Origin of the sequence: Streptococcus sp. CF8-6, assembly GCF_024295845.1 — a bacterium.
GTDB lineage: Bacteria > Bacillota > Bacilli > Lactobacillales > Streptococcaceae > Streptococcus > Streptococcus oralis_BO.
In genome coordinates, this window is sequence record NZ_JANCOF010000004.1 from 33968 (window position 1) to 56159 (window position 22192).

The 22192-nt window shown below is 39.4% G+C and carries 25 protein-coding genes and 2 tRNA genes; 15 read left to right on the forward strand and 12 right to left on the reverse strand.

What is annotated here, in order from left to right:
- Positions 1-258 precede the first annotated feature (258 nt).
- From trpE to trpA, 7 genes are read left to right on the forward strand one after another with little or no spacing between them, the layout of a single operon-like run.
- Positions 259-1620 (forward strand): anthranilate synthase component I, encoded by a 1362-nt coding sequence (gene trpE, locus NML69_RS06740; RefSeq protein ID WP_254725922.1) that lies wholly within the window; start codon positions 259-261, stop codon positions 1618-1620.
- Positions 1617-2183, forward strand: a complete 567-nt coding sequence (locus tag NML69_RS06745; protein ID WP_000601899.1) for an aminodeoxychorismate/anthranilate synthase component II — start codon at positions 1617-1619, stop codon at positions 2181-2183. Before trpE ends, NML69_RS06745 begins: the two co-directional genes overlap by 4 nt.
- A gap of 10 nt (positions 2184-2193) precedes the next feature.
- On the forward strand, positions 2194-3198 hold the full coding sequence (gene trpD / locus NML69_RS06750; RefSeq protein WP_000658698.1) for an anthranilate phosphoribosyltransferase: 1005 nt from the start codon (positions 2194-2196) through the stop codon (positions 3196-3198).
- Positions 3195-3962, forward strand: a complete 768-nt coding sequence (trpC, locus tag NML69_RS06755; protein WP_254725924.1) for an indole-3-glycerol phosphate synthase TrpC — start codon at positions 3195-3197, stop codon at positions 3960-3962. The genes trpD and trpC overlap by 4 nt, the downstream gene beginning before the upstream one ends.
- Positions 3949-4548 (forward strand): phosphoribosylanthranilate isomerase, encoded by a 600-nt coding sequence (locus tag NML69_RS06760; protein ID WP_061427967.1) that lies wholly within the window; start codon positions 3949-3951, stop codon positions 4546-4548. Before trpC ends, NML69_RS06760 begins: the two co-directional genes overlap by 14 nt.
- Positions 4526-5749, forward strand: coding sequence for a tryptophan synthase subunit beta (gene trpB, locus NML69_RS06765; RefSeq protein WP_061427966.1), 1224 nt, complete (start codon positions 4526-4528; stop codon positions 5747-5749). Before NML69_RS06760 ends, trpB begins: the two co-directional genes overlap by 23 nt.
- Positions 5742-6518 carry a tryptophan synthase subunit alpha gene (gene trpA, locus NML69_RS06770; protein WP_198464434.1) on the forward strand — a complete coding sequence of 259 codons (777 nt, stop codon included), beginning with the start codon at positions 5742-5744 and terminating at the stop codon, positions 6516-6518. The genes trpB and trpA overlap by 8 nt, the downstream gene beginning before the upstream one ends.
- 89 nt (positions 6519-6607) lie before the next feature.
- Here the strand turns inward: trpA and NML69_RS06775 are convergent, their stop codons facing one another.
- Complete coding sequence (locus NML69_RS06775) at positions 6608-7507, reverse strand: YafY family protein (protein ID WP_070568217.1); 900 nt, start codon at positions 7505-7507, stop codon at positions 6608-6610.
- Between the two features lie 78 nt (positions 7508-7585).
- On the opposite strand from NML69_RS06775, the gene NML69_RS06780 reads away from it, so the two are divergent.
- Positions 7586-8041 (forward strand): effector binding domain-containing protein, encoded by a 456-nt coding sequence (locus NML69_RS06780; RefSeq protein WP_142350307.1) that lies wholly within the window; start codon positions 7586-7588, stop codon positions 8039-8041.
- On the opposite strand, the gene NML69_RS06785 is transcribed toward NML69_RS06780, so the two are convergent.
- Positions 8030-8692: an A24 family peptidase gene (locus tag NML69_RS06785; protein ID WP_254725926.1), complete on the reverse strand. Its 663-nt coding sequence runs from the start codon at positions 8690-8692 to the stop codon at positions 8030-8032. The genes NML69_RS06780 and NML69_RS06785 overlap by 12 nt on opposite strands.
- A 69-nt stretch (positions 8693-8761) precedes the next feature.
- Between NML69_RS06785 and NML69_RS06790 the strand changes: the two genes are divergently transcribed.
- The 3 genes from NML69_RS06790 to NML69_RS06800 all read left to right on the forward strand — a co-directional run bounded on the left by NML69_RS06790 (position 8762) and on the right by NML69_RS06800 (position 10437).
- Positions 8762-9217, forward strand: coding sequence for a GNAT family N-acetyltransferase (locus NML69_RS06790; protein ID WP_049519700.1), 456 nt, complete (start codon positions 8762-8764; stop codon positions 9215-9217).
- A 103-nt stretch (positions 9218-9320) separates the two neighbouring features.
- Entirely contained in the window at positions 9321-9845 is a 525-nt protein-coding gene (locus NML69_RS06795) for a hypothetical protein (protein WP_049519702.1), read from the forward strand.
- A 70-nt stretch (positions 9846-9915) separates the two neighbouring features.
- On the forward strand, positions 9916-10437 hold the full coding sequence (locus tag NML69_RS06800) for a hypothetical protein (RefSeq protein ID WP_254725928.1): 522 nt from the start codon (positions 9916-9918) through the stop codon (positions 10435-10437).
- A gap of 219 nt (positions 10438-10656) precedes the next feature.
- Here the strand turns inward: NML69_RS06800 and NML69_RS06805 are convergent, their stop codons facing one another.
- The 5 genes from NML69_RS06805 to NML69_RS06825 form a co-directional block, all read right to left on the reverse strand.
- On the reverse strand, positions 10657-10860 hold the full coding sequence (locus NML69_RS06805) for a CsbD family protein (RefSeq protein ID WP_000102421.1): 204 nt from the start codon (positions 10858-10860) through the stop codon (positions 10657-10659).
- Between the two features lie 41 nt (positions 10861-10901).
- Positions 10902-11486, reverse strand: coding sequence for an Asp23/Gls24 family envelope stress response protein (locus NML69_RS06810; protein ID WP_000072931.1), 585 nt, complete (start codon positions 11484-11486; stop codon positions 10902-10904).
- Positions 11487-11497: 11 nt separating this feature from the next.
- The gene (locus NML69_RS06815; RefSeq protein WP_000454669.1) at positions 11498-11668 is read right to left on the reverse strand and encodes a DUF2273 domain-containing protein; all 171 of its coding nucleotides are present in this window, start codon (positions 11666-11668) and stop codon (positions 11498-11500) included.
- 10 nt (positions 11669-11678) lie between these two features.
- On the reverse strand, positions 11679-12242 hold the full coding sequence (gene amaP / locus NML69_RS06820) for an alkaline shock response membrane anchor protein AmaP (RefSeq protein ID WP_045616760.1): 564 nt from the start codon (positions 12240-12242) through the stop codon (positions 11679-11681).
- 99 nt (positions 12243-12341) lie between these two features.
- Positions 12342-12578 (reverse strand): GlsB/YeaQ/YmgE family stress response membrane protein, encoded by a 237-nt coding sequence (locus tag NML69_RS06825; RefSeq protein WP_000964741.1) that lies wholly within the window; start codon positions 12576-12578, stop codon positions 12342-12344.
- A gap of 296 nt (positions 12579-12874) precedes the next feature.
- Here NML69_RS06825 and NML69_RS06830 point away from each other — a divergent pair, with 296 nt between their 5' ends.
- Positions 12875-14356 carry a M protein trans-acting positive regulator PRD domain-containing protein gene (locus NML69_RS06830; RefSeq protein ID WP_254725930.1) on the forward strand — a complete coding sequence of 494 codons (1482 nt, stop codon included), beginning with the start codon at positions 12875-12877 and terminating at the stop codon, positions 14354-14356.
- A gap of 155 nt (positions 14357-14511) precedes the next feature.
- On the opposite strand, the gene NML69_RS06835 is transcribed toward NML69_RS06830, so the two are convergent.
- Complete coding sequence (locus tag NML69_RS06835; RefSeq protein ID WP_048775918.1) at positions 14512-15657, reverse strand: low temperature requirement protein A; 1146 nt, start codon at positions 15655-15657, stop codon at positions 14512-14514.
- Between the two features lie 803 nt (positions 15658-16460).
- On the opposite strand from NML69_RS06835, the gene NML69_RS06840 reads away from it, so the two are divergent.
- Positions 16461-17750, forward strand: coding sequence for a membrane protein (locus NML69_RS06840; protein WP_042768538.1), 1290 nt, complete (start codon positions 16461-16463; stop codon positions 17748-17750).
- 9 nt (positions 17751-17759) lie between these two features.
- Complete coding sequence (locus NML69_RS06845; RefSeq protein WP_042768539.1) at positions 17760-18848, forward strand: AI-2E family transporter; 1089 nt, start codon at positions 17760-17762, stop codon at positions 18846-18848.
- Positions 18849-18988: 140 nt separating this feature from the next.
- On the opposite strand, the gene NML69_RS06850 is transcribed toward NML69_RS06845, so the two are convergent.
- From NML69_RS06850 to NML69_RS06865, 4 genes are all read right to left on the reverse strand, one after another.
- Positions 18989-19061 (reverse strand) — tRNA-Lys (locus tag NML69_RS06850).
- A gap of 61 nt (positions 19062-19122) precedes the next feature.
- Complete coding sequence (locus NML69_RS06855; RefSeq protein WP_000672739.1) at positions 19123-19638, reverse strand: DUF308 domain-containing protein; 516 nt, start codon at positions 19636-19638, stop codon at positions 19123-19125.
- Between the two features lie 356 nt (positions 19639-19994).
- Positions 19995-20067 (reverse strand) — tRNA-Lys (locus NML69_RS06860).
- Positions 20068-20330: 263 nt separating this feature from the next.
- Positions 20331-21602 carry a replication-associated recombination protein A gene (locus tag NML69_RS06865; RefSeq protein ID WP_254725932.1) on the reverse strand — a complete coding sequence of 424 codons (1272 nt, stop codon included), beginning with the start codon at positions 21600-21602 and terminating at the stop codon, positions 20331-20333.
- Positions 21603-21717: 115 nt separating this feature from the next.
- Here NML69_RS06865 and NML69_RS06870 point away from each other — a divergent pair, with 115 nt between their 5' ends.
- Entirely contained in the window at positions 21718-22188 is a 471-nt protein-coding gene (locus NML69_RS06870) for a DUF3013 family protein (RefSeq protein WP_254725934.1), read from the forward strand.
- The last annotated feature ends 4 nt before the right edge of the window (positions 22189-22192 follow it).

Here is a 22192-nt window from a genome sequence, read left to right on the forward strand (position 1 = left end):
AGCTTGTGGTTGCTGGAAACAAGCAGAGAAAGCTGTAAGGTTGGGTCCATCTGAAACAAGAGAAGAAAACATAATTCTCAAGGGAGTGCCCTTTATCGCACAGCCTGTTACAGGAGCTTTCTGAGACAGGAATGAGAGATAGGAGAAATCCTATAATTGAGGTGGCACCGCGAATTTCGTCCTCACGCAAGTTATTTTGCGTGGGGATTTTTCATACAGTCACCACGGACTAGAAGTAGAACTGAAAGGGAAATTACAATGGAACGAATCATTCATGGAGATGTCTTATCACCAATCTTGGCTTATATGCGCCTAAAGGGGCAACACAAGGTTATCTTAGAGAGTATTCCGAGAGACAAGGAAACAGCTCGATTTTCTATCCTAGCCTATAATCCTGTTTTTGAGATTCAGTTTGAAAATGGAGTTCTTTATCAAAATGGTCAAGTGATTGATCGGGATCCTTTGGATTTCCTTTATGAAGTGACTCATAAGAGTCAGCACCATTCAGACCTACCTTTTGGTGGAGGAGCTATTGGCTTTGTGGGTTACGATATGATTTCTCTTTATGAAGAGATTGGCCAGATTCCTCAAGATACCATTGGGACGCCAGACATGCATTTCTTTGTCTATGAGAGTTACATAGTTTTTGACCATAAGAAGGAAAAAATCCATGTCATTGAGGATGCTCTTTATAGCAATCGCAGCCAAGAAGATTTGGAAAAAGCTTTGAACCAAGTGCTGGAGGAATTACGCAACCCTGCTCCAAATGAATTTGAAGACTTGGATTTATCTCCGTTGGATTTCAAATCGCATATTGCTCCTCAGAAGTTTGAGCAAATGGTCGAAACCGCTCGTGACTTGATTCGTAATGGTGATATGTTCCAATGTGTGCTCAGCCAGCGTTTCTCAGCAGAGGTTACTGGAAATCCATTTGACTTCTACAGAAATCTCCGCGTGACTAATCCTTCTAATTACCTCTATTTCTATGATTTTGGGGATTATCAAATCATCGGTGCCAGTCCTGAAAGTTTGGTTTCTGTCAAAAATGGCATTGTGACAACCAATCCGATTGCAGGTACACGACCAAGAGGGGCTACGGATGAAGAGGACAAGGCCTTGGCGACTGACCTGCTTTCTGATGAGAAGGAAACAGCAGAACATCGGATGTTAGTAGACTTGGGACGTAACGATATTGGCCGCATCTCTGAAACAGCCAGTGTCCAAGTCACTAAGTATATGGAAGTGGAGCTCTTCCGCTATGTCATGCATTTGACCAGCGTGGTGAAAGGGCGTTTGCTTCCAGAACTCACTGCCATGGATGCCTTGAAAGCTACACTTCCAGCTGGAACAGTTTCAGGAGCACCAAAGATTCGGGCCATGAGACGCATCTATGAACTGGAAACGGAAAAACGAGGCGTATACGCAGGAGCAATCGGCTACTTGTCTGCGACGGGTGATATGGATTTGGCCATTGCCATCCGAACCATGATTCTCAAAGATCAAACAGCCTATGTGCAGGCTGGGGCAGGGATTGTCTATGATTCTATCGCCCAAAACGAATACCAAGAAACCATTAACAAGGCTAAATCTATGACTAGAATTGGAGAACTAAGACCATGATTTTATTGATTGATAACTATGATTCTTTTACCTATAACTTGGCGCAGTACATTGGGAATTTTGCAGAAGTGCAGGTCTTGAGAAATGATGATCCCAAGCTGTATGAAGAAGCTGAAAAAGCAGATGGTCTGGTCTTTTCTCCCGGTCCTGGTTGGCCGGTGGATGCCGGAAAGATGGAAGACATGATTCGTGACTTTGCAGGCAAGAAGCCAATTCTAGGGATTTGTTTGGGTCACCAAGCCATCGCAGAAGTCTTTGGTGGGAAGCTAGGCTTGGCTCCAAAAGTCATGCATGGGAAACAGAGCCATATCAGCTTTGAAGCGCCATCTGTTCTCTATCAAGGCATTGAGGATGGTCGTCCAGTCATGCGTTATCATAGTATTTTGATTGAAGAAATGCCAGAAGAGTTTGAAGTGACAGCTCGTTCGACTGATGACCAGGCTATTATGGGAATTCAACACAAAAGCCTGCCGATTTATGGCTTCCAATACCATCCAGAGAGTATCGGAACGCCAGATGGCTTGTCTTCTATTCGGAATTTTATCGAGAAGGTTGTAAAGTGAGGAAACTAGGATGAAAGAGATTATTGAAAAACTAGCAAAATTTGAAAATTTATCAGGTGTGGAAATGACGGATGTCATTGAGCGTATCGTAACTGGGCGTGTAACCGAAGCGCAGATTGCTTCTCTTCTCTTGGCCCTTAAGATGAAGGGGGAAACACCGGAAGAACGCACAGCCATTGCACAAGTCATGAGAGGGCATGCCCAACACATTCCAACTGAGATACATGATGCTATGGATAACTGCGGTACAGGTGGGGACAAGTCTTTCAGCTTTAACATTTCGACAACTGCAGCCTTTGTCTTGGCTGGTGGCGGCATCCACATGGCCAAGCACGGTAACCGTTCGATTTCTTCTAAATCGGGTTCTGCAGATGTCCTTCAAGCATTGGGTATCAATCTTGACCTCAAACCAGCTGAACTAGGTAAGGTTTTTGATAAAACTGGAATCGTCTTTCTCTTTGCTAAAAATATGCACCCAGCTATGAAGTACATCATGCCCGCTCGTTTGGAACTAGGAATTCCAACAATCATGAACTTGACTGGTCCACTGATTCACCCAATGGCCTTGGAAACACAGCTTCTTGGTATTAGTCGTCCAGAACTGCTAGAAAGTACCGCTCAGGTTTTGAAAAATATGGGGCGAAAACGTGCCGTTGTGGTTGCTGGACCAGAAGGTCTTGATGAAGCCGGCTTGAACGGAACAACCAAGATTGCTCTTCTTGAAAATGGCGAAATTACCTTATCCAGTTTTACTCCAGAGGATTTGGGGATGGAACGCTACGCTATTGAAGATATCCGTGGAGGGAATGCTCAGGAAAATGCAGAGATTTTGCTTAGCGTTCTTCAAAACGAACCAAGTCCATTCTTGGAAACGACAGTTTTAAATGCTGGTCTTGGTTTCTATGCTAATGGTAAGGTAGCTAGTATCAAGGAAGGAGTTGCCTTGGCCCGTCAAGTGATTGCTAGTGGTAAGGCCCTAGAAAAACTCAGACTGTTACAGGAGTATCAAAAATGAGTCAGGAATTTTTAGCACGAATTTTGGAGCAGAAGGCGCGTGAAGTTGAGCAAATGAAGCTGGAGGAAATCCAGCCCTTGCGCCAGACCTATCGCTTGGCTGACTATTTAAAACAACATCAGGACCGTTTACAGGTAATCGCTGAGGTCAAAAAGGCTAGCCCTAGTCTGGGAGATATCAATCTCGATGTGGATATTGTGCAACAGGCCCAGACTTATGAAGCGAACGGCGCAGTGATGATTTCGGTTTTGACAGATGAGGTTTTCTTTAAAGGGCATTTGGATTATCTGCGGGAGATTTCCAGTCAGGTAAACATTCCAACGCTCAACAAGGACTTTATCATCGATGAAAAGCAAATCATCCGTGCTCGCAATGCCGGCGCGACAGTTATCTTGCTCATCGTTGCGGCCTTGTCAGAAGAACGCCTCAAGGAACTGTATGATTACGCGACAGAGCTTGGTCTGGAAGTCTTGGTGGAGACCCACAATCTAGCTGAACTAGAGGTGGCCCACAGACTGGGTGCCCAGATTATTGGGGTTAATAACCGCAACTTGACCACCTTTGAAGTCGACTTGCAGACCAGTGTAGACTTGGCCCAGCACTTTGAGGAAGGTCGCTATTACATTTCTGAATCTGCCATTTTCACAGGGCAGGATGCGGAACGAGTAGCACCATACTTTAACGGAATTTTGGTGGGAACAGCTCTCATGCAGGCAGAAGATGTAGCCCAGAGAATCAAGGAGTTGCAGATTGACAAAGGTTAAGATTTGTGGCCTATCGACCAAAGAAGCGGTAGAGACAGCTGTTTCAGCAGGGGCAGACTACATTGGTTTTGTCTTTGCACCTAGTAAAAGGCAGGTGACCTTGGAAGAGACCGCAGAGCTGGCAAAGCTCATTCCTGCTAATGTTAAAAAGGTTGGTGTATTTGTTTCACCAAGTCGAGCAGAATTGCTAGAAGCAATTGACAAAGTTAGCTTGGACTTGGTTCAAGTTCATGGTCAGGTGGCAGATGAGTTGTTTGAAGATTTGCCTTGTAGCAGTATTCAGGCCGTGCAGGTGGATGGAGAGGGGCATGTCCCCAATTCTCAGGCGGATTATCTCCTCTTTGATGCCCCTGTGGCTGGGAGTGGCCAGACCTTTGACTGGGGTCAACTGGATACGACAGGACTAGCTCAGCCCTTCTTTATCGCAGGTGGGCTTAATGAAGACAATGTAGCAAAAGCAATTCAACACTTTACTCCCTATGCAGTAGATGTATCAAGTGGAGTGGAGACGGATGGACAAAAAGATCATGAAAAGATTAGAAGATTTATAGAGAGAGTAAAGCATGGCATATCAAGAACCAAATAAAGATGGATTTTATGGAAAATTCGGCGGACGTTTCGTCCCAGAGACATTGATGACAGCAGTTTTGGAGTTGGAGAAGGCCTACCGTGAAAGTCAGGCAGACCCAAGTTTCCAAGAGGAATTAAACCAACTTTTGCGCCAGTATGTAGGACGTGAAACTCCTCTTTACTATGCAAAAAACTTGACCCAGCATATCGGTGGAGCCAAGATTTATCTCAAACGGGAAGACCTCAACCATACAGGGGCCCACAAGATTAACAATGCCTTGGGACAAGTTCTTCTGGCTAAACGCATGGGCAAAAAGAAAATTATCGCTGAAACGGGTGCTGGTCAGCACGGTGTGGCAACTGCAACAGCTGCAGCCCTCTTTAACATGGAATGTACCATTTACATGGGTGAGGAAGATGTCAAACGCCAAGCCCTTAATGTCTTTCGTATGGAGCTTTTGGGAGCTAAGGTTGAGGCTGTGACAGATGGTTCGCGCGTGCTCAAGGATGCGGTTAATGCAGCCCTTCGTTCATGGGTGGCTAATATCGATGATACTCACTATATCCTTGGTTCTGCCTTGGGACCTCATCCTTTCCCAGAAATCGTTCGTGACTTCCAAAGTGTCATTGGTCGAGAAGCCAAACAACAGTACCGTGACTTGACAGGCCAAGCCCTACCAGATGCCCTAGTAGCCTGTGTTGGTGGTGGTTCGAATGCCATCGGCCTTTTCCATCCATTTGTAGAAGATGAGTCAGTAGCTATGTATGGAGCTGAAGCAGCAGGGCTTGGTGTGGATACAGAGCATCACGCAGCGACCTTGACCAAGGGTCGTCCGGGTGTTCTCCACGGTTCGCTTATGGATGTGCTCCAAGATGCACATGGTCAAATTCTTGAAGCCTTCTCTATCTCAGCAGGTTTGGACTATCCTGGTATCGGTCCAGAACATTCACACTACCACGATATCAAACGTGCCAGCTATGTTCCTGTGACGGACGAGGAAGCCTTGGAAGGATTCAAACTCTTGTCTCGCGTGGAAGGGATTATCCCAGCCTTGGAATCTAGCCATGCCATTGCCTTTGCAGTGAAATTGGCCAAAGAACTTGGACCAGACAAGTCTATGATTGTCTGCCTATCCGGTCGTGGGGACAAGGATGTGGTTCAAGTCAAAGACCGCTTGGAAGTAGATGCAGCAAAGAAGGGAGAAGCCCATGCCTAAGACTTTAACAGAAAAATTGAACGCTATCAAAGCAGCTGGAAAAGGAATTTTTGTTCCCTATATCATGGCTGGAGACCATGAGAAAGGATTAGATGGTCTTGGTGAAACAATCCACTTTTTAGAAGATTTGGGTGTTTCAGCTATTGAAGTGGGTATTCCCTTTTCAGACCCTGTTGCAGATGGACCTGTGATCGAAGAAGCAGGCTTGCGCAGTCTAGCTCATGGAACTTCTACCCAGGCTTTGGTTGAAACCTTGAAAACCATTCAAACAGAAATTCCTCTTGTCATTATGACCTACTTCAATCCCCTCTTTCAGTATGGTGTGGACAAATTTGTCAAAGATTTGGCAGATACAACTGTTAAGGGATTGATTATCCCAGACCTGCCTCATGAGCATGCCAACTTTGTAGAGCCTTTTTTGGCAGACACAGATATCGCCTTGATTCCCCTAGTTAGCTTGACAACAGGACTTGAGCGCCAAAAAGAGTTGATCAAGGGAGCTGAAGGATTCGTCTATGCCGTTGCTGTTAATGGGGTAACAGGAAAATCAGGAAATTACCGTGCAGACTTGGACAAGCACCTGGCACAATTGCATCAAGTAGCTGACATCCCAGTCTTGACAGGTTTTGGTGTGTCTAGTCAAGAAGATGTAGAACGCTTTAATGCGGTATCAGATGGTGTTATCGTTGGTTCGAAAATTGTAAAAGCTCTCCACCAAGGAGAGCCGATTGAGGACTTTATCAAACAAGCAGTAGCTTACCAAAAATAATCAAACAAACAGCAAGTAAGAGGAAAGGCACAAACGGCAGTCTTTCCTTTTTCTTTTGAGGGTATAAGTTCATGAATGACAGTTGAATATTAGTTTGGGTATTGCTTATGAATGGTATCTATATAGTTGGTGAAATGTTTCAGGAAATGCTTAGGAGATATAACAGTGATGTATTTTCCAAAAGCAAGCAAGGTATTGTATCCCCAATCATTGTCGTTTAACGGATAAGTAATCTCGTAAATATCGCTATTAATAGGTTTTATGGCATTATAGCCTAAGAGTTCCACAAATCGATCAAGAACAATTTTCTGGACATGCAGGATGACAGGTACTTTGTTTTCATTCATCCAAGCACCACCATCATAGGGAAGTGGTGTAAAATGTCTTTTTGAAAAAGTATCGGAGAGAGTAAGTTCACTAATTCTAGCAACTTTAAAAACAGAAAAACGCGCTTTATCAGTATCGTAGGCATCCATATACCAACTCCGGTCCTTATAGACAATACGGTAAGGCTCACAATTTTTTTGACTCACCAGTCCTTGTGAATTAATATAGGAAAATTTTATTTTTACTCTACCTCTGATAGCTTCCAATAACTTAAAAATCAAAGTTCGTATTTCCAAGTTCCCTTGAGATAGAGATAAATCAATTTCGAAATCAGAGTATGTATTGGTAGCATTTAATTTCAATATAGCATTGAAAGTAGAGGCATCTTCCAATACTTGATAACGGCTTTTTAAACCAGATTCGATCGAAAGCCTCTCGGATTGGGTCAGGGGAGGTTTGTCAGTTTGGAAGTCTTCCATAAGAAAAATGCCTCCATTTTTTCCTTTCATTACATAGAGAGGAATGCCTGCAAGAGATAAATCATCAATATCTCTCATAATAGTTCGTGTGCTGACTTTAAAAAGTTCTGATAATTCTTTAGCTGTTGTTTTTCGTTTATTTGCTAAATGAGAAATAATCCCCATTTGACGGTCAATTTTCATAATTTTCTCCTTAAATATGACAGATAGTTGTCATATTACTTTCGTTATGATTATACCATAAAGAAAGGAGTTCATATAATGAAACATCAAACTAAACCATCGTTTACCTTAGTTGGCAAGAGTATTTTGATAGAAGGAACTACAGTTCATGAACATCACTATTCTAAAGAGAAAACGGCATTCTATACTCAGTTATTTAAAGAAGGAATGCTAGGAAAATTGATGCCCCATTCTCTAGATAAAAGAGGCTATGCTTTGATAGTTCCTCATAAAGATGGTATACAATACTACGCAGGAGTTGCGGCAAATGATGCTGTGGCAGGTTACGAAAGCATTCTTGTCCCAGAGAAAGATTATTTAGTAAGCTCAGCCAGTGGTGATAAATCAAGACTCTTGTTTGATAAATTGGAGGATAACTTTTTTGAGGGAGAATATAGTTCGCTTTACAATGATGGAATTATCTTAGAAATACTTTTAAACGGTAATCCCATGGATGCAGAAGTTGAGCTTTGGGTTCCCAATTCAACAAACTAATAAGAACTGATAGAAAATTATTATAGTCGCAGCAAGTAAGAGGAAAGGCACGAAAGGAAGTCTTTCCTTTTTCTTTTGCGAAAGAAAGGCTAAAATCCCTGCTGCCGAAGAGAACTGAATCAAGATGAGTAATTCTGTCACACTAAAAACGAGCGCACAAGAAGCCAGAAATAGAAAATCTCCTGCTCCCATGCGGATATCGATAAAATGGGCCATGATTCCGAGGACAAGGAAGAAAATCATAACCAGATTCCAGCCAGAGCAGGCCATGAGGATTAGGTGGAACGTCAGCCAGACTAGTAAGGGATATTCCTGATGGCGAAAGTCGTAGATGCCCAAGGTTGAGCCAGCAGTGATTAGGATGGCTTGACCCAAGGAAATCCAACCCAAAGACCAAGTCAGAAAGAGGAGTCCTAAGCCGAATTCAAAAAGGGCATACCAGAATGGATAGCGAATCTTGCAGTAGCGACAGCGAAAGCGATTGAAGACCTGCGAGAGAATAGGAATCAAATCTGAGGGACGCAAGCGAGTCTGACAGGAATCACAGTGACTAGCCGGTCGAATAATGGATTGCTCAGGAAAACGGTCAATGACCAAACCCAAGAAGGAAGCGAGAATGCTCCCGACAAGAAAAAAATAAAGATCAATCATACTTATCTATTCGTAAAAAATAGAAGAAGTAGTATAATAAAGAAACATTGATAAGATGGTGAGGTCAAGATGACAATTCGTTTTGAAGAAAATGTGAGCATAGAAAATGCTCAGCTCGTATGCCAATGGTCCAACTCCCTTGGCAAATCCTTTCAAGAACAATGGATGGGAACAATGATTCCTTTTCCCTTAACAATTCAAATCTTGCAAGATTTGAAAGGAATCTTTTCAATCTTTGATGGACAAGAGTTTGTGGGGCTTATCCAGAAAATCAGGCTAGAAGACAGGAATCTTCATATCGGGAGATTTTTTATCAATCCCCAGAAACAGGGGCAGGGCTTAGGTAGCCAGGCTTTAAGGAAATTTGTTAGTTTGGCCTTTGAAAATGAAGACATAGACACTATTTCTCTAAATGTCTACGAGGCAAATCAAACAGCTTACAAGCTTTACCAAAAAGAAGGATTTGAAACCGTTCAAATGGTTGAAGTACCTATACGAAAATACATCATGAAAAAGGGCAGATAACAGTCAGGTGGGGCTAGAGTCCCAAGGATTTTTAAGGAAAAGGAAGTTCTCTTTCAAAGTTAGAAACAAGACTTCTATGATTTCTTAGATAGAGGAGATAAAAATGTCGAGACCTAGAAAAATACGAATCTTGCTCGCTTCTGTACTTGCCTTAGTTGTTGGTATCACTCTTTATTCTCAGTATCAAAGCCACCAAGAACGGTTCCAATTAAAGACCTCCTTTGAAGAAAAGGACACTATAGCCGTCTTAAAACATTTAACGGCGTCAGGAAAATATGCGTCTGACATGCGAAAAGCTGGCTATATTGTTCCTCCCGACGGTGCCATTCGCTTGGATGGAGGAATTGACTCCATAGGGATAAAAGGAGACATCGATTTGAAAATGTCGAATCCTAGAAGGGATGAAGTCTCGGTTTTATTTGAAACAATGGTAAATGAGGAAAAAATAGATGCCTACTATATTTTAGATCATCAATTTACTCTAAAACGTAGTTACTATTCTTATATTAGTAATCAAAATAAAGAAAGTGTGACGATATCTCAAGCCGAAGAAGAACGCTTGTTAAAGATTGTTCAAAAAGAGTTGAAAGCTTTTCTAGATAAGATGTATCAGACTTTATATGGTTGATGGCACTATTGAGAAACTAACACGAGATCTTGTTTAGAATGTCAACGATGATAAGAAAGGAGGGACAAGAATGTTTACAGAATTGCTCTTTATTGTCTCTTTTGTGTTACTTTTACGTTTGTTTAAGAGTAGGCGCTCACGAATGATTATAGGAGTCTTGTATAGTTTGCTGCTAGTCTGGTTTGTCATTTCCGTTTTGAACTATGGCAAATACACTCTTCAACCAGGTCAATCCGTCAACTTAAGAGTAAATCCCAGAACACAAGATTTGGAATACTATTCAATCTTCATCTTGAAGAAAAACGATTCAAGTAAAATTAAATTAACTGGCTCAAGTGTTTGGAGTGAGAGTAATGGTGATGTTTACTATGAAGTAGAGGGACAAAAAATTACAAAAAGCCATGGTTTCGATGAGGAGGATGAAGAACTTCCAAACAATCAAGCAGATATTTATTTAGAAAAAGATGGAGTTGTTGTGAGTTACCAAGGTGAAAAAGTGTTTGATGCCACCAATAACAAGCCCTACACGATAACCATTACCAATGTAGACAACCAACTAGCCCAATTTGAGGCTCAGGTGGTGGATAAATAAGCCAGTCTAGTAGTGTGCAAGCTTTTAAAATTTGTTTCAATTCAATAAAAACATACTATTTTAAGTAAGCAAAAAAGCCCTGAAACCAAGGCTTTTCCTGTTGACACTACCTTTTAACGAAAAATGGGAAGCGTGTTTAGAATCCGATCTACAAAAAAAGAGGACATTTACGGTCCTCTTTTTGACTACTATAATGAAAAGGTCAATTAACGTTTAGCCTTATTTTTCATCTTTGTGAAGCATGTTTTTCACACCTTCAATAGCGCCTTCGACAGCGTCTTTAGCATCTTCAGCAACTTCTTTTACTTTAGAAACAACTTTTTCAGCTGTTCCTTCTTTTTCCATTTTTTCATCGCCGATCATTTTGCCGACACCTTCTTTAATGGAACCTTTTGCTTGGTTTAATTTTTCTTCTGTTGACATGATTCTGCCTCCTTTAAATTGATTGATTTTGATTAGGTGAATTAGTGTACGCGAGCATTTTCCTTTGCTTCGCCCTTAACGGCTTCAACACCTTCGCCTACTTTTTCTTGAACAGCAGCAACACCTGAACCGATACCAGATTTCACTTTTTCAAATTGTTCTGAAGCAAATTCTCCTGTTGAAGAAGCCACGTCAGTTACTCGGTCTTGGAGGCTAACTGAATCTGCTTCATGCTGTTCCTTCGTTTTGATATCAACAACATTCACATTGACTTCAACAACTTCTAGATCAGTCATTTTTGTAACTTGTGATACGACAACATCTTTGATTTCTTTGTACAAAGCAGGGACATTCTTTTGGTACTCAACAACAATGTTCAAGTCAACTGCAACTTGCTCTTTCCCAACTTCAACATTGACACCATGAGTGACATTATCTGTATTGATAATTTTTTCTGTTAGATTAGAGAAGAATCCTCCATCCACATCCAAAAGTCCAGGTACTTTTTCAAGTGAAAGACCAATGATTTTTTGGATGACTTTATCCTCATAAGTGAGTTCCCCTTTAACATCTTGAGAAACAACAGCAACATCTTTTTTTTCTACATTTTTATCTACGTTTGACATACGAGACTCCTTTATTTATTTAAATATTTTTCCTTAACATAGTATCCTGCAAATGCTCCTAAGGCTCCACAAATTAGTACAAAGAGTGTTTTGAAAAAGCCAAAGGATAAGATAAAGCAAGCGAGAATGACACCTACTAAACCTGCAATAATTGGATACTGATATTTTTTAAACCATTCCATTTTTACTTCCTTACTTTACACGACTAACAGTCTTTTTGGTCGTTTTTGGAGGTTCAAATTCTTTCACTTTAACTTCAAGTTTTACCTCACGTTCAATACCAAAGAACTGCTTTAATCCATGAGTTATTTCATTCTGAATGACTAGACATCGATTTGAGATGTTGTCTGAAGGAAGAATTTTCCCTTCTACAGTAACGAAACATTTATTTTTGCGGCTATTTACATGGACTGTTGGTTCTTTGATCAACTGATGATCAATGACCAAACATCGAACAAAGCCTTCGATAGCTGAATTTTTTAGTTTTAATGTATCTTCTTGAGTCTCTAATTGAATCTCTAAATACTGTTTAGGATAGAAGAGTATTACTAGCATTGAAATTAACACTAAAACAGATAGGACAAGTGTCCCCCAAAAGACATATCTAGCAATCAGAAATTCAGCGTAGAGTTCTCTCCAACTGAATAAGTGGATATCTAAATCACTGACCTGATGATAATCTATGAGAATAGGAAGGAAAATAGCCAAGATTAAAATACAGAAAATAAGTAACAATATTTTCTTTGATTTTGACATATTAAATCCTTTCAAATGAAAAGCTTTAAACCATAATTTTACCCGTCTACTGTATTCAAAATTATGGCTTATCACTTTTAATTTCTTATTAGGTAATGCTTATTTTTTACCAAATAGAAATGAAACAACTGCAACAACAATCACTGCACCTACGATTGACGGAATAATAGCCATTCCAGCCAATGAAGGTCCCCAGCTTCCTAGAAGTGATTGCCCTACAGATGAACCGATAAGACCTGCAAAGATATTTGCAATCAATCCCATTGAACCACCTTTTTTAGTGATTGCACCTGCGATGAGACCAATAAGACCTCCTACAATAATGGACCACAACATAGTGTATCCTCCTTTTCTATTTCTAAATCAAAGAATCAACATCTTTGATTGAACTAATTATATACTATCTCAACTTGGAAACATAATAGTACGTCTTAAAAACCGTACTGTAAACATGTACTCTAGATACAGATAAATAAGAAAAGCTAGATTCTACTGAGTTTCTAGGTTATGAAGCGAGTCTTTTCATAGCAAGCAAAAGTCGTTGTAAGAGGATAAATACACTCTATGTGGTATAATTGCATGAAGATTGAAAGACAATCAATTAGTTTATTATAAAGAAAGAAAAGTTATACATGAGAGATTTATTATCGAAAAAAAGTCACAGACAATTAGAATTATTAGAATTACTATTTGAAAACAAACGCTGGTTTCATATTTCAGAACTAGCAGAATTATTGCACTGTACAGAACGTTCTGTAAAAGATGACTTGTCCCAAGTCAGATCTTCTTTTCCTGACCTGATATTTCATTCCTCAACAAACGGCATCCGTATCATTAACACTGATGATAGTGATATTGAGATGGTCTATCATCATTTTTTTAAGCATTCAACCCACTTTTCAATTTTAGAATTTATCTTCTTTAATGAAGGATGTGATACTGATAGTATTTGCAAAGAGTTTTATATCAGTTCTTCCTCTCTTTACCGTATCATCAGTCACATTAATAAAATTATTAAGAAACAATATCGTTTTGAAGTTAGCCTCAATCCAGTTCGAATCACTGGAAATGAGATTGATATCCGTTACTTTTTTGCCCAGTATTTTTCAGAGAAATATTATTTCCTTGAATGGCCTTTTGAAGATTTTTCTCAAGAACCCTTGTCTCAATTATTGGAATTAGTCTATAAAGCAACTTCTTTCCCGATGAATTTATCAACTCACAGAATGTTAAAATTACTTCTGGTTACAAATTTATATCGCATAAAGTTTGGTCATTTCATGGAAGTTGAGAGAGACTCTTTTAACAATCAATTGTTGGAATCGTTTATGCAGGCAGAAGGCATCGAAGAGATTGTAGCGAGCTTTGACTCTGAATATCATATCTCTCTGAATAAAGAAGTAATAGGTCAATTATTTGTAACCTATTTTCAAAAAATGTTTTTCATAGATGAAGAAGTATTTCTCAACCATGCAAAAACAGACAGCTATGTAAAAAAATCGTATCAGTTATTGGGAAAGCTAGTAGATCAGGTATCAAGAGAGTATAATCTTCAAGTAGACAATAAGGACAATCTGATTTGGCATCTGCACAATACGGCGCATCTGCATCGCCAGGAATTATCGACAGAGTTTATCCTATTTGATCAAAAAGGCAATACAATCAAGAACTTTCAAAATATTTTCCCTCGCTTTGTTTCAGAGGTGAAGGAAGGGATTGAACACTATCTAGAGGCTTTGGATATGGATCGTAATTCAATGAAGGTCAATCATTTATCCTATACTTTTATCACCCATAGCAAACACTTAGTGTTAAATCTTTTACAAAACCAACCTAAATTAAAGGTTTTGGTCGTGAGTAATTTTGATCAGTATCATGCAAAATCAGTAGCCGAGACACTTGCTTACTATTGCAGTAACAATTTTGAACTGGAGGTCTGGAGTGAATTAGAGTTGTCCATTGATGCTCTAAAAGAATCACCTTACGACATCATTATTTCAAATTTTATTATTCCACCTATTGAAAATAAGAGACTGATCTATTCCAATAATGTCAATACAGTCGCTCTCATCTCTTTGCTTAACGCAATGATGTTTATTCGATTAGACGAGTAACTAAGAATAACAAAAAACGCTAGATAGCGTTTTTTGTTTTATAAGGAAAGAATTTTATCTATACTAAACTCAGAATATCCTAACAATCCTGTCATTTTTTAGTTCAGAACAACAAAAAGCCTTGGTTCCCAAAGCTTTTTAATCTTATAAACTCATTAAAACAACTCCCAGTAAGGTGTGGAATGTTTTTTAGTCTGTGTCATATAAAAATAAATAGAATGAATAGCTATAGCTAGAGCTAAAATGGTTGTAATACTTACTACTATTATAGGATTAGAAGCAAAGATTAAAGAGAGAATCAAGGCAGCCAGATAGAGTGTAGCTTGGACACAGTAGTAACTTTTCGAATAGCGAAGATAGTGTTTGTTATGGGGCCCATTTACTAGGACAGCAGCTTGAAAGAGGCCAAATCCGATATAAGAGAAGCTGGTTGCAAAGAGACGATTAGCTTCAGGATTCTGAAGAAATCCCATCGATACAGTCATCATCATAAGTCCAATGAAAATAGGATAGTGACTGTAAATTAGAAATAGCCCCTTTTGATTAGATTTTTCATCAATAGCATGGTCGAATTGACCAAAATAAAACAAGAACAGAGAAATCATAATAATGAAATAAAGAACCGAATAAATCGAGAAATTCTCGATTGTAAAGAAGTTAGCTAGCTCCGTAATCATCTCTCCAAACATAATAATGACAAGAAGGGAGATGCGCTCGATTAAATGGGGGAGATTTACCTGGTAATGCTTATCTTTATTAAGCAAGATACTTGGCATAATAAATGTTAGCAGAATACTAGCATAAAGGATATAGACTCCAATGTAAATAGGAAGAAGAGCTGCTAGATAGATTTCTAAACTTCGTAGACCTGTTATCCATAGAAAACCTTTGATACTTTCCCTATGAACATTATCGGTTGATTTTTTAAAAAACTCAACCAAATATTGAAAAAATAAGGTAAGGGTTAATGTACCAATAGCCCAACAGACATAATGAAAATATTGTTGCCAATCAGGTCCAATCATATTGGCTATAAAGAGTAAAATTCCCATTTTGATAAACATGATTACTATGTTAAATAAAGAGTTCTTTCCATAGCGATTGGTATAATCGGTTTGAATCATCCAGGAATCGATGAGAATCAAAGTAGCAATGAGAAAATCAAGGAAAGAATTCCAAGTCAAAATACCGTTATGAAGATGGTGAATTAAAGCAGTTACTTTTGAAATCGCAAAAACAAAAACTAGATCATAAAAAAGTTCTGAATAATTTACACGTTTATGTTTAACAAGAGTTGTCATCTTAAGACCTTTCTATTTTAGAAGTACAATTTATTATAACAGAAAATGGTAATAAAAAAAAAGGAGATGCTTAAATAACTTCATGTGACGCGAATGAACTGCGCCACAAAAGTTAGGTTTTTTCTGTCTAACTTTTGGGGTGCAGTTCAGAAGGGGTGTTTTTTCTATCGTTTTTTAGTGCTAAGACTACACAAAAAAGCCTTGATTCCAAGGCTTTTTCCTGTTGATTTAGATGCCCCCTACAGGGATTTGGAAAGGACTTTCATATTGAGAGCAATTAAAAATATTGAAATATAAGTGATTTTAGGTATTTTCAATGTCATGATTTAAAAATGGGACAAAAGTGGGGCAAAAACCATACAGATTCTAAACTGTATGGTTCTTTTTTTATCTAACCAAGAAAGGTTAAAACTTATTAAAACACATGCAATCAACTGTTGAAAACTTTTTAGTCCGTGTAATATAAAAACAAGTAAAAAGTTGAACTATAGGGAATATTGTGTCATAATAAGTAATAGATGAATAATTAATAGATTGGAAATAATGCTTTCTTACCTTAACAAGTTGAATTGGTTATACATTTTTTCGTCTCAATTGTACTTATCTCTCAAGTTTAGTTAATTTTTATTAGCTTTGTTTTCGAATCAATAAAACAATTTTTAGAAGTGCATAAGACAAGATGGTGACATTACTACAGTCATTTCTAGTCACCATATGTTGCTGGCACAGGCTGTTTGTAGTGTTGGCTATTTACTAGTCAGTTTAATCGGAGTGTTTAATTTTTATTGTTGAAAGGTTTTTATATGGAAAAAATTCTATCTTTAGGTCTGACAGGTAGGAAATTACTTGCTCAGGGTTTCTTATTTGTTCTGCTAGGTCTTATCTTGATGGTTACGGGGACTTGGTTGCCAGTAACGGTTATTCGACTGGTTCTGTTTTTAGCTTGGATAGCAACGGTCTTAGATTTAGTATTACGTATTTTCAAAAAAAGTCAGTCAACGGACACCTTGGGAGTTGCACTGGTTAAATTGTTAGTGCTGGGATATTTGCTTGGCTCCAATTTTGCGACGGATGTGCCGATTTATATTTTGGCTCTTGTGATTGGAGTTTATCAGATTTTTCATGCTACTATCAACCTTGTCACCTATGTTCTCTACCGCAAAAACAAAATTCGACCTCGTTTTCGTCTCTTACTAGATGGACTCGTACTAGTTTTTCTTGGTGGGACTAGTCTTTTGTCCTCTACAGGAAATTCTGTCTTTCAACTCTTTGTATTAGGGGCTTATTTTTTCCTTTATGGTGTGTCCAATATCCGTGACGGTTTCTTGTTTGAGGAGGAAATTGGGAAAAACCATCTCAAACGTCGCATTAGAATTAGCTTACCTATTGTCCTAGCCGCTCTCATCCCTGCAAGAACTTTAGCAAAAATTAACAAATTTATGCTGGAAAATGCTGATGAGGAAGAAGATATCCATCTTGGAATGGTGAAGTCTGGTAAGACAGCGGAGCTTGAAATTTTTGTTCATACAGCTGAGACCTCTCTGTTTTCGGCAATTGGTCATGTGGATATCTGCTATCAAGGCCGTGTTATTTCTTATGGCAACTATGATCCGTCTTCTGAGACCTTATTTGGCATGGTAGGAGATGGTGTCTTATATTTCTGTGATCGTGACAAGTACATTGACCTATGTAAACGTGAGAGTCAAAAAACGCTTTTTGGTTATGGGATATATTTGACGCCTGAAATGGAAAAAGCAGTTCAGAAAAAGTTGGCTGAATTGAAACAACTGACAATTCCATGGGAGCCAAGTGCAGATAAAATCATGACAGGTGATGGTAAGGAAGACTACACCTACGCTTATAAAATCAGACACGAGACAGATGGGGAACTTTATAAATTTATCAAATCTAAGTTTAAATCCTACTTTGTCTTATCTACAAACTGTGTGCTCTTGGCTGATACCATAGTCGGTCAGGCTGGCACCGATATCCTCTCACCCAAAGGATTTATCGCTCCAGGAACTTACCAAGCCTACCTTGATCGAGAGTTTGAAAAACCAAATAGTATAGTCGTATCTAAACATGTTTATTAAGGAGAATTTATGAACTTAGTTAAAAAATATACTCCGTTAATCCTTTTTATAGGGCTGGTTGCTCTTGTAATTCTGAATGCATCGAGCTTTATATCAGGAGCAATCTCTCTCTTTGATGTAATATCAACCTTGATTTATGGTGCTGTTATTGCTTTTGTGCTTAATGTTCCTATGAAAAAAATTGAACAGTATTTAGTTAAATTGAAGGTAAAGGCAGAGTTGCGTCGTCCGATTGCCATGGTACTTGTTTTCCTAGCTCTTATCTTAATCGTGATTGCTCTTTTGGTTTTGGTGCTGCCAACCCTAGCTCAGACTATTAGTCAGCTGGGAACAGTCCTTTCAACAGTCCTGACTCAACTTAGGAAATTGCTAGACAGCTCGGAATTTGTAACCAAAGACATGCTGTCAACTATCGTATCAGGAATTCAGGGACAGTCTAGCTCTATTAGTCAAGCTTTGATAACCTTCTTATCCGGTCTGACTAGTAATATAGGAAATATTTTTTCAAGTATAATGAATGCCTTTCTGATTATAGTATTTACCTTTTCATTTTTATCCAGTAAGGAACATCTGGCAGCGATGACGAGTCGACTTCTAAAAGTTATATTTCCAGAGAAAGTGGTGACAAAGTTAACTTGCATTGGACAAGTAGCACTAGAGACTTATGACCAATTTTTGATGAGTCAGCTGATTGAAGCAGTCATCATAGGAGTTATGATAGCGGTTGGTTACAGCGTGTTTGGGATACCCTATGGAGTAATGACAGGTATCTTTGCAGGAGTGCTATCGTTCATTCCTTATGTAGGGCCTATGATTGCTTGTGTTGTGGGAGCGATTTTTATCTTCACAGTGAGTCCTACTCAAGCCTTACTTTCTCTTCTTCTATATCAAATCATACAACTGATTGAGGGAAATCTTATCTATCCCAAAGTTGTGGGTCAATCTATTGGCTTACCAGCCCTTTTCACGCTTGCGGCTGCTAGTATCGGAGGGAATCTTTTCGGACTACTTGGAATGATATTCTTTACCCCCGTATTTGCTGTTATCTATCGACTGGTTAAAGAATTTGTCGTTGCAAAGGAAAATCAGGTAGATTAAGAAAAACTAAATTTAATAAGATATACTGAGAAGAGAGTGAGAGATTCTCTTCTCTTTTATTTTTAAATACTTTTCTACAAAAAGCTATTAGACGTTAAAAAAAGCCTTGGTTTCAAGGCTTATTTCTGTTGATTTAGATGTGCCCCCTGCAGGGCTCGAACCTGCGACCCATAGATTAAGAGTCTACTGCTCTACCAACTGATCTAAGAAGGCAAATAAAAAGCTGAGAATGTAACTTCCCAGCTTTTTTAATATGCCCAAAATGGCAGCTAGATTATTTACGAAAGGCATCAAGGATATAGGTGAAACCAACAATTAAAAATGCAAAGGCAACGACATAAACGACAAAGACACTTGTAGCTACTGGATTGAACAAAATCACTAGACCTAGTAAAAATGCAAGCAACGCTATCCACATGATATGGTTGCCAATAATAGGGAAAATCAATCCCAGACGATTGCCTTTAAAGAAAGCTATAATGGCTTCTACAATTAACCAAATTCCTAAAATAGTTGGAATGACAACTGGCAGCGTCACAAAGCCATAGGCAACGAGGTAAAGAGCTAAGAGAAGATTAACAATCCCTTGGAAAAGATGAGCTGGTGAGCGAAGCTCTTTTGGTACAGAGAAATAGCCTAAAATAGCTGCTATAGAAGAAACCAGTAAACCAAATGCAATCCACCAGCTGTAAGCAACAAGATTAGCTACTGGGTTTGTAAATAGGAAAAGTCCTAAAAGGACAAAAACAACTCCTGCAAGGAATAGCAGTAAACGATTAGAAAATTTCATTTCAATACCCCCTATATAGTATAGTATAGTATAGTTTGATAATAAAAATATTATACACCTTTTTAGAGGAAATGTCAATAAACAAAATGGAAAATTTGGAAGTTTCAGTCTGATTTATGAAAAGAAAATCAGTTTTTATTATTTTGAAAATAAAAAGAGAAGATAAAATTTGTCTTCTCTACATGAAAATATTGTATGGCATCAAAGCAAAAGTAACTGGCTTTACACTATTTGTAAAGATGTAATTTGGTTCAAAAAGAAAAGATAGATTTAAAAGTGGGGCAAATGATGAGGCAAATCAGTTATAGATAAGCAAAAAAGCCTTGGTTATCAAGGCTTTTCCTGTTGTATTTAGATGCCCCCTACAGGGATCGAACCTGTGACCCACGGATTAAGAGTCCGCTGCTCTGCCAGCTGAGCTAAGGAGGCAAAGAAAAAGCTGTATTGGTGCCGAAACTTCACGGTTTGTATTGAACCCGCGCAATTAAGCAGGTGGGCAACTCGCTCTAACTGAAGCTGTTTCCGTGTGAGACGGCCTACATGCTGTTAGAAGACTTTTGTTTCCCTAATAATACAAAAAATAGTCGGTCAACACTTAAGTGTGAAGTCGTACACCACAGCGTTTCTATGTTTATATGATACCACTTTTTCAAAAAAAATCAAGAGGAAAATGCAATTATTTGAAAAGGATTTCACAAGTCCCGTAATTTATCAATGGTTTCCTTGCGTTGAGCTAAAGCCCGTTCGTATTTGCCAGTATCTTCCGGAGTGAAGTAGTGCTGATCTTTAATTTTTTCTGGCAGATAGTCCTGCTTGACCCAGTTTCCAGGATAGTTGTGCGGATAGAGATAGTTTTGCGCATTCCCTAGTTCCTTGCTTCCACTGTAGTGGCCATCGCGCAGGTGGCGCGGAATAGGTAAATGACCTGATGTTTTGAGGTCAGCAAGGGCCTTGTCCATGGCCACATAGGCTGAGTTGGATTTTGGAGAGAGGGCCAAGTCAATCACGACATTGGCAATGAGAATGCGAGCTTCTGGGAAGCCAATCTTTTGAGCAGCATCTAGAGCAGTTACAGTATGAATCTGAGCTTCAGGATTGGCCAAACCGATATCTTCATAAGCGATGACGGTCAAACGACGAGCGAGACTGGGCAAATCTCCAGCCTCAATCAAGCGGGCCGCATAGTGGAGACTGGCATCGACATCCGAGCCACGGATGGACTTTTGTAGGGCTGAAAGGACATCGTAGTGACCGTCCCCATCCTTGTCCATGGTAATATAGCTCCGCTGGAGGCTATTTTCCATGATATTCAGAGTGATGTGGCGGATCCCCTTGTCATTTTCAGGGGTAGAGAGAACAGCCAAATCCAGCGAGTTAAAGGCAGAACGCAGGTCTCCATTTGTAGAGGTCGCGATGAAATCCAGTGCATCCTCATCTAGCTCTACTTGGAAATCAAAACCACGCTCAGGGTCAGTTAGAGCGATTTGAATCGCTCCTTTTACATCTTGATTAGACAAGGGTTCTAACTCAAAAATCTGAACACGGCTACGAATGGCTGGAGTGACAGAAAAGAAGGGATTTTCAGTCGTAGCCCCAATCATGATGACCAGACCACTTTCTAAGAGTGGCAGAAGAAAGTCTTGCTTAGTCTTATCGAGACGATGAATTTCGTCTAATAATAGGACGAGACCACCTGAAAATTTAGCTTCTTCGGCGATTTCTTGTAGTCGCTTTTTACTATCCACTGTCGCATTAAAGGTCCGAAAGGCATACTTGGTCGTTCCAGCGATGGCAGAGGCAATACTGGTCTTGCCAATACCTGGAGGTCCGTAGAGAATCATGGAGGACAGACGATTGGCTTCCACCATGCGACGGATAATTTTTCCAGGTCCGACCAGATGCTCCTGACCGATGACCTGGTTGATGGTTTTTGGGCGCATGCGAAGCGCGAGATTGTCTGGCATAGCAGTCCTTTCTAACATGGATTTTCTGATGTATATGTGGTAAGATGGTAGTATCTATTTTAGCATATTTCCGAGCAATCGGGGCGATTTAAGAGTCGCATAGAAAGAGGACAAAATGGCAACATACGGATTTTTAGATGTTTTAGAGGAGGAGTTGGACAAGAACTTTCCCTTTGACTTTGAGATTAGTTGGGACAAGCGCAATCACGCGGTAGAAGTGAGTTTTTTACTAGAAGCGCAAAACGCTGCTGGTGTAGAGATGCTGGATGAGGACGGAGAAGTTTCGTCAGACGATATCCTCTTTGAGGAAGCGGTTCTTTTCTACAATCCTGCCAAGTCAACGGTTAATGTAGAAGACTATTTGACGGTCATCCCTTACCTGCCTAAAAAAGGATTTTCTCGTGAATTTTTAGCTTATTTTGCACTTTTCCTCAAAGATACTGCCGAGGTTGGGCTGGATGCGCTCATGGACTTTTTGGAAGATCCAGAAGCAGAAGAATTCGTCATGGAATGGAACCAAGAAGTCTTTGAAGAGGGAAAAGTCGGCTTGGAAGAGGGAGAGTTTTATCCTTATCCGAGATATTAGGAGT

What these genes read in the sequence shown, in the direction of transcription:
- trpE (WP_254725922.1), top strand. Translation starts at nt 259, where the DNA reads ATGGAACGAATCATTCATGGAGATGTCTTATCACCAATCTTGGCTTAT.
- NML69_RS06745 (WP_000601899.1), top strand. Translation starts at nt 1,617, where the DNA reads ATGATTTTATTGATTGATAACTATGATTCTTTTACCTATAACTTGGCG.
- trpD (WP_000658698.1), top strand. Translation starts at nt 2,194, where the DNA reads ATGAAAGAGATTATTGAAAAACTAGCAAAATTTGAAAATTTATCAGGT.
- trpC (WP_254725924.1), top strand. Translation starts at nt 3,195, where the DNA reads ATGAGTCAGGAATTTTTAGCACGAATTTTGGAGCAGAAGGCGCGTGAA.
- trpB (WP_061427966.1), top strand. Translation starts at nt 4,526, where the DNA reads ATGGCATATCAAGAACCAAATAAAGATGGATTTTATGGAAAATTCGGC.
- trpA (WP_198464434.1), top strand. Translation starts at nt 5,742, where the DNA reads ATGCCTAAGACTTTAACAGAAAAATTGAACGCTATCAAAGCAGCTGGA.
- NML69_RS06775 (WP_070568217.1), bottom strand. Translation starts at nt 7,507, where the DNA reads ATGAAAATTGACCGTCAAATGGGGATTATTTCTCATTTAGCAAATAAA.
- NML69_RS06780 (WP_142350307.1), top strand. Translation starts at nt 7,586, where the DNA reads ATGAAACATCAAACTAAACCATCGTTTACCTTAGTTGGCAAGAGTATT.
- NML69_RS06785 (WP_254725926.1), bottom strand. Translation starts at nt 8,692, where the DNA reads ATGATTGATCTTTATTTTTTTCTTGTCGGGAGCATTCTCGCTTCCTTC.
- NML69_RS06790 (WP_049519700.1), top strand. Translation starts at nt 8,762, where the DNA reads ATGACAATTCGTTTTGAAGAAAATGTGAGCATAGAAAATGCTCAGCTC.
- NML69_RS06795 (WP_049519702.1), top strand. Translation starts at nt 9,321, where the DNA reads ATGTCGAGACCTAGAAAAATACGAATCTTGCTCGCTTCTGTACTTGCC.
- NML69_RS06800 (WP_254725928.1), top strand. Translation starts at nt 9,916, where the DNA reads ATGTTTACAGAATTGCTCTTTATTGTCTCTTTTGTGTTACTTTTACGT.
- NML69_RS06805 (WP_000102421.1), bottom strand. Translation starts at nt 10,860, where the DNA reads ATGTCAACAGAAGAAAAATTAAACCAAGCAAAAGGTTCCATTAAAGAA.
- NML69_RS06810 (WP_000072931.1), bottom strand. Translation starts at nt 11,486, where the DNA reads ATGTCAAACGTAGATAAAAATGTAGAAAAAAAAGATGTTGCTGTTGTT.
- NML69_RS06815 (WP_000454669.1), bottom strand. Translation starts at nt 11,668, where the DNA reads ATGGAATGGTTTAAAAAATATCAGTATCCAATTATTGCAGGTTTAGTA.
- amaP (WP_045616760.1), bottom strand. Translation starts at nt 12,242, where the DNA reads ATGTCAAAATCAAAGAAAATATTGTTACTTATTTTCTGTATTTTAATC.
- NML69_RS06825 (WP_000964741.1), bottom strand. Translation starts at nt 12,578, where the DNA reads ATGTTGTGGTCCATTATTGTAGGAGGTCTTATTGGTCTCATCGCAGGT.
- NML69_RS06830 (WP_254725930.1), top strand. Translation starts at nt 12,875, where the DNA reads ATGAGAGATTTATTATCGAAAAAAAGTCACAGACAATTAGAATTATTA.
- NML69_RS06835 (WP_048775918.1), bottom strand. Translation starts at nt 15,657, where the DNA reads ATGACAACTCTTGTTAAACATAAACGTGTAAATTATTCAGAACTTTTT.
- NML69_RS06840 (WP_042768538.1), top strand. Translation starts at nt 16,461, where the DNA reads ATGGAAAAAATTCTATCTTTAGGTCTGACAGGTAGGAAATTACTTGCT.
- NML69_RS06845 (WP_042768539.1), top strand. Translation starts at nt 17,760, where the DNA reads ATGAACTTAGTTAAAAAATATACTCCGTTAATCCTTTTTATAGGGCTG.
- NML69_RS06855 (WP_000672739.1), bottom strand. Translation starts at nt 19,638, where the DNA reads ATGAAATTTTCTAATCGTTTACTGCTATTCCTTGCAGGAGTTGTTTTT.
- NML69_RS06865 (WP_254725932.1), bottom strand. Translation starts at nt 21,602, where the DNA reads ATGCCAGACAATCTCGCGCTTCGCATGCGCCCAAAAACCATCAACCAG.
- NML69_RS06870 (WP_254725934.1), top strand. Translation starts at nt 21,718, where the DNA reads ATGGCAACATACGGATTTTTAGATGTTTTAGAGGAGGAGTTGGACAAG.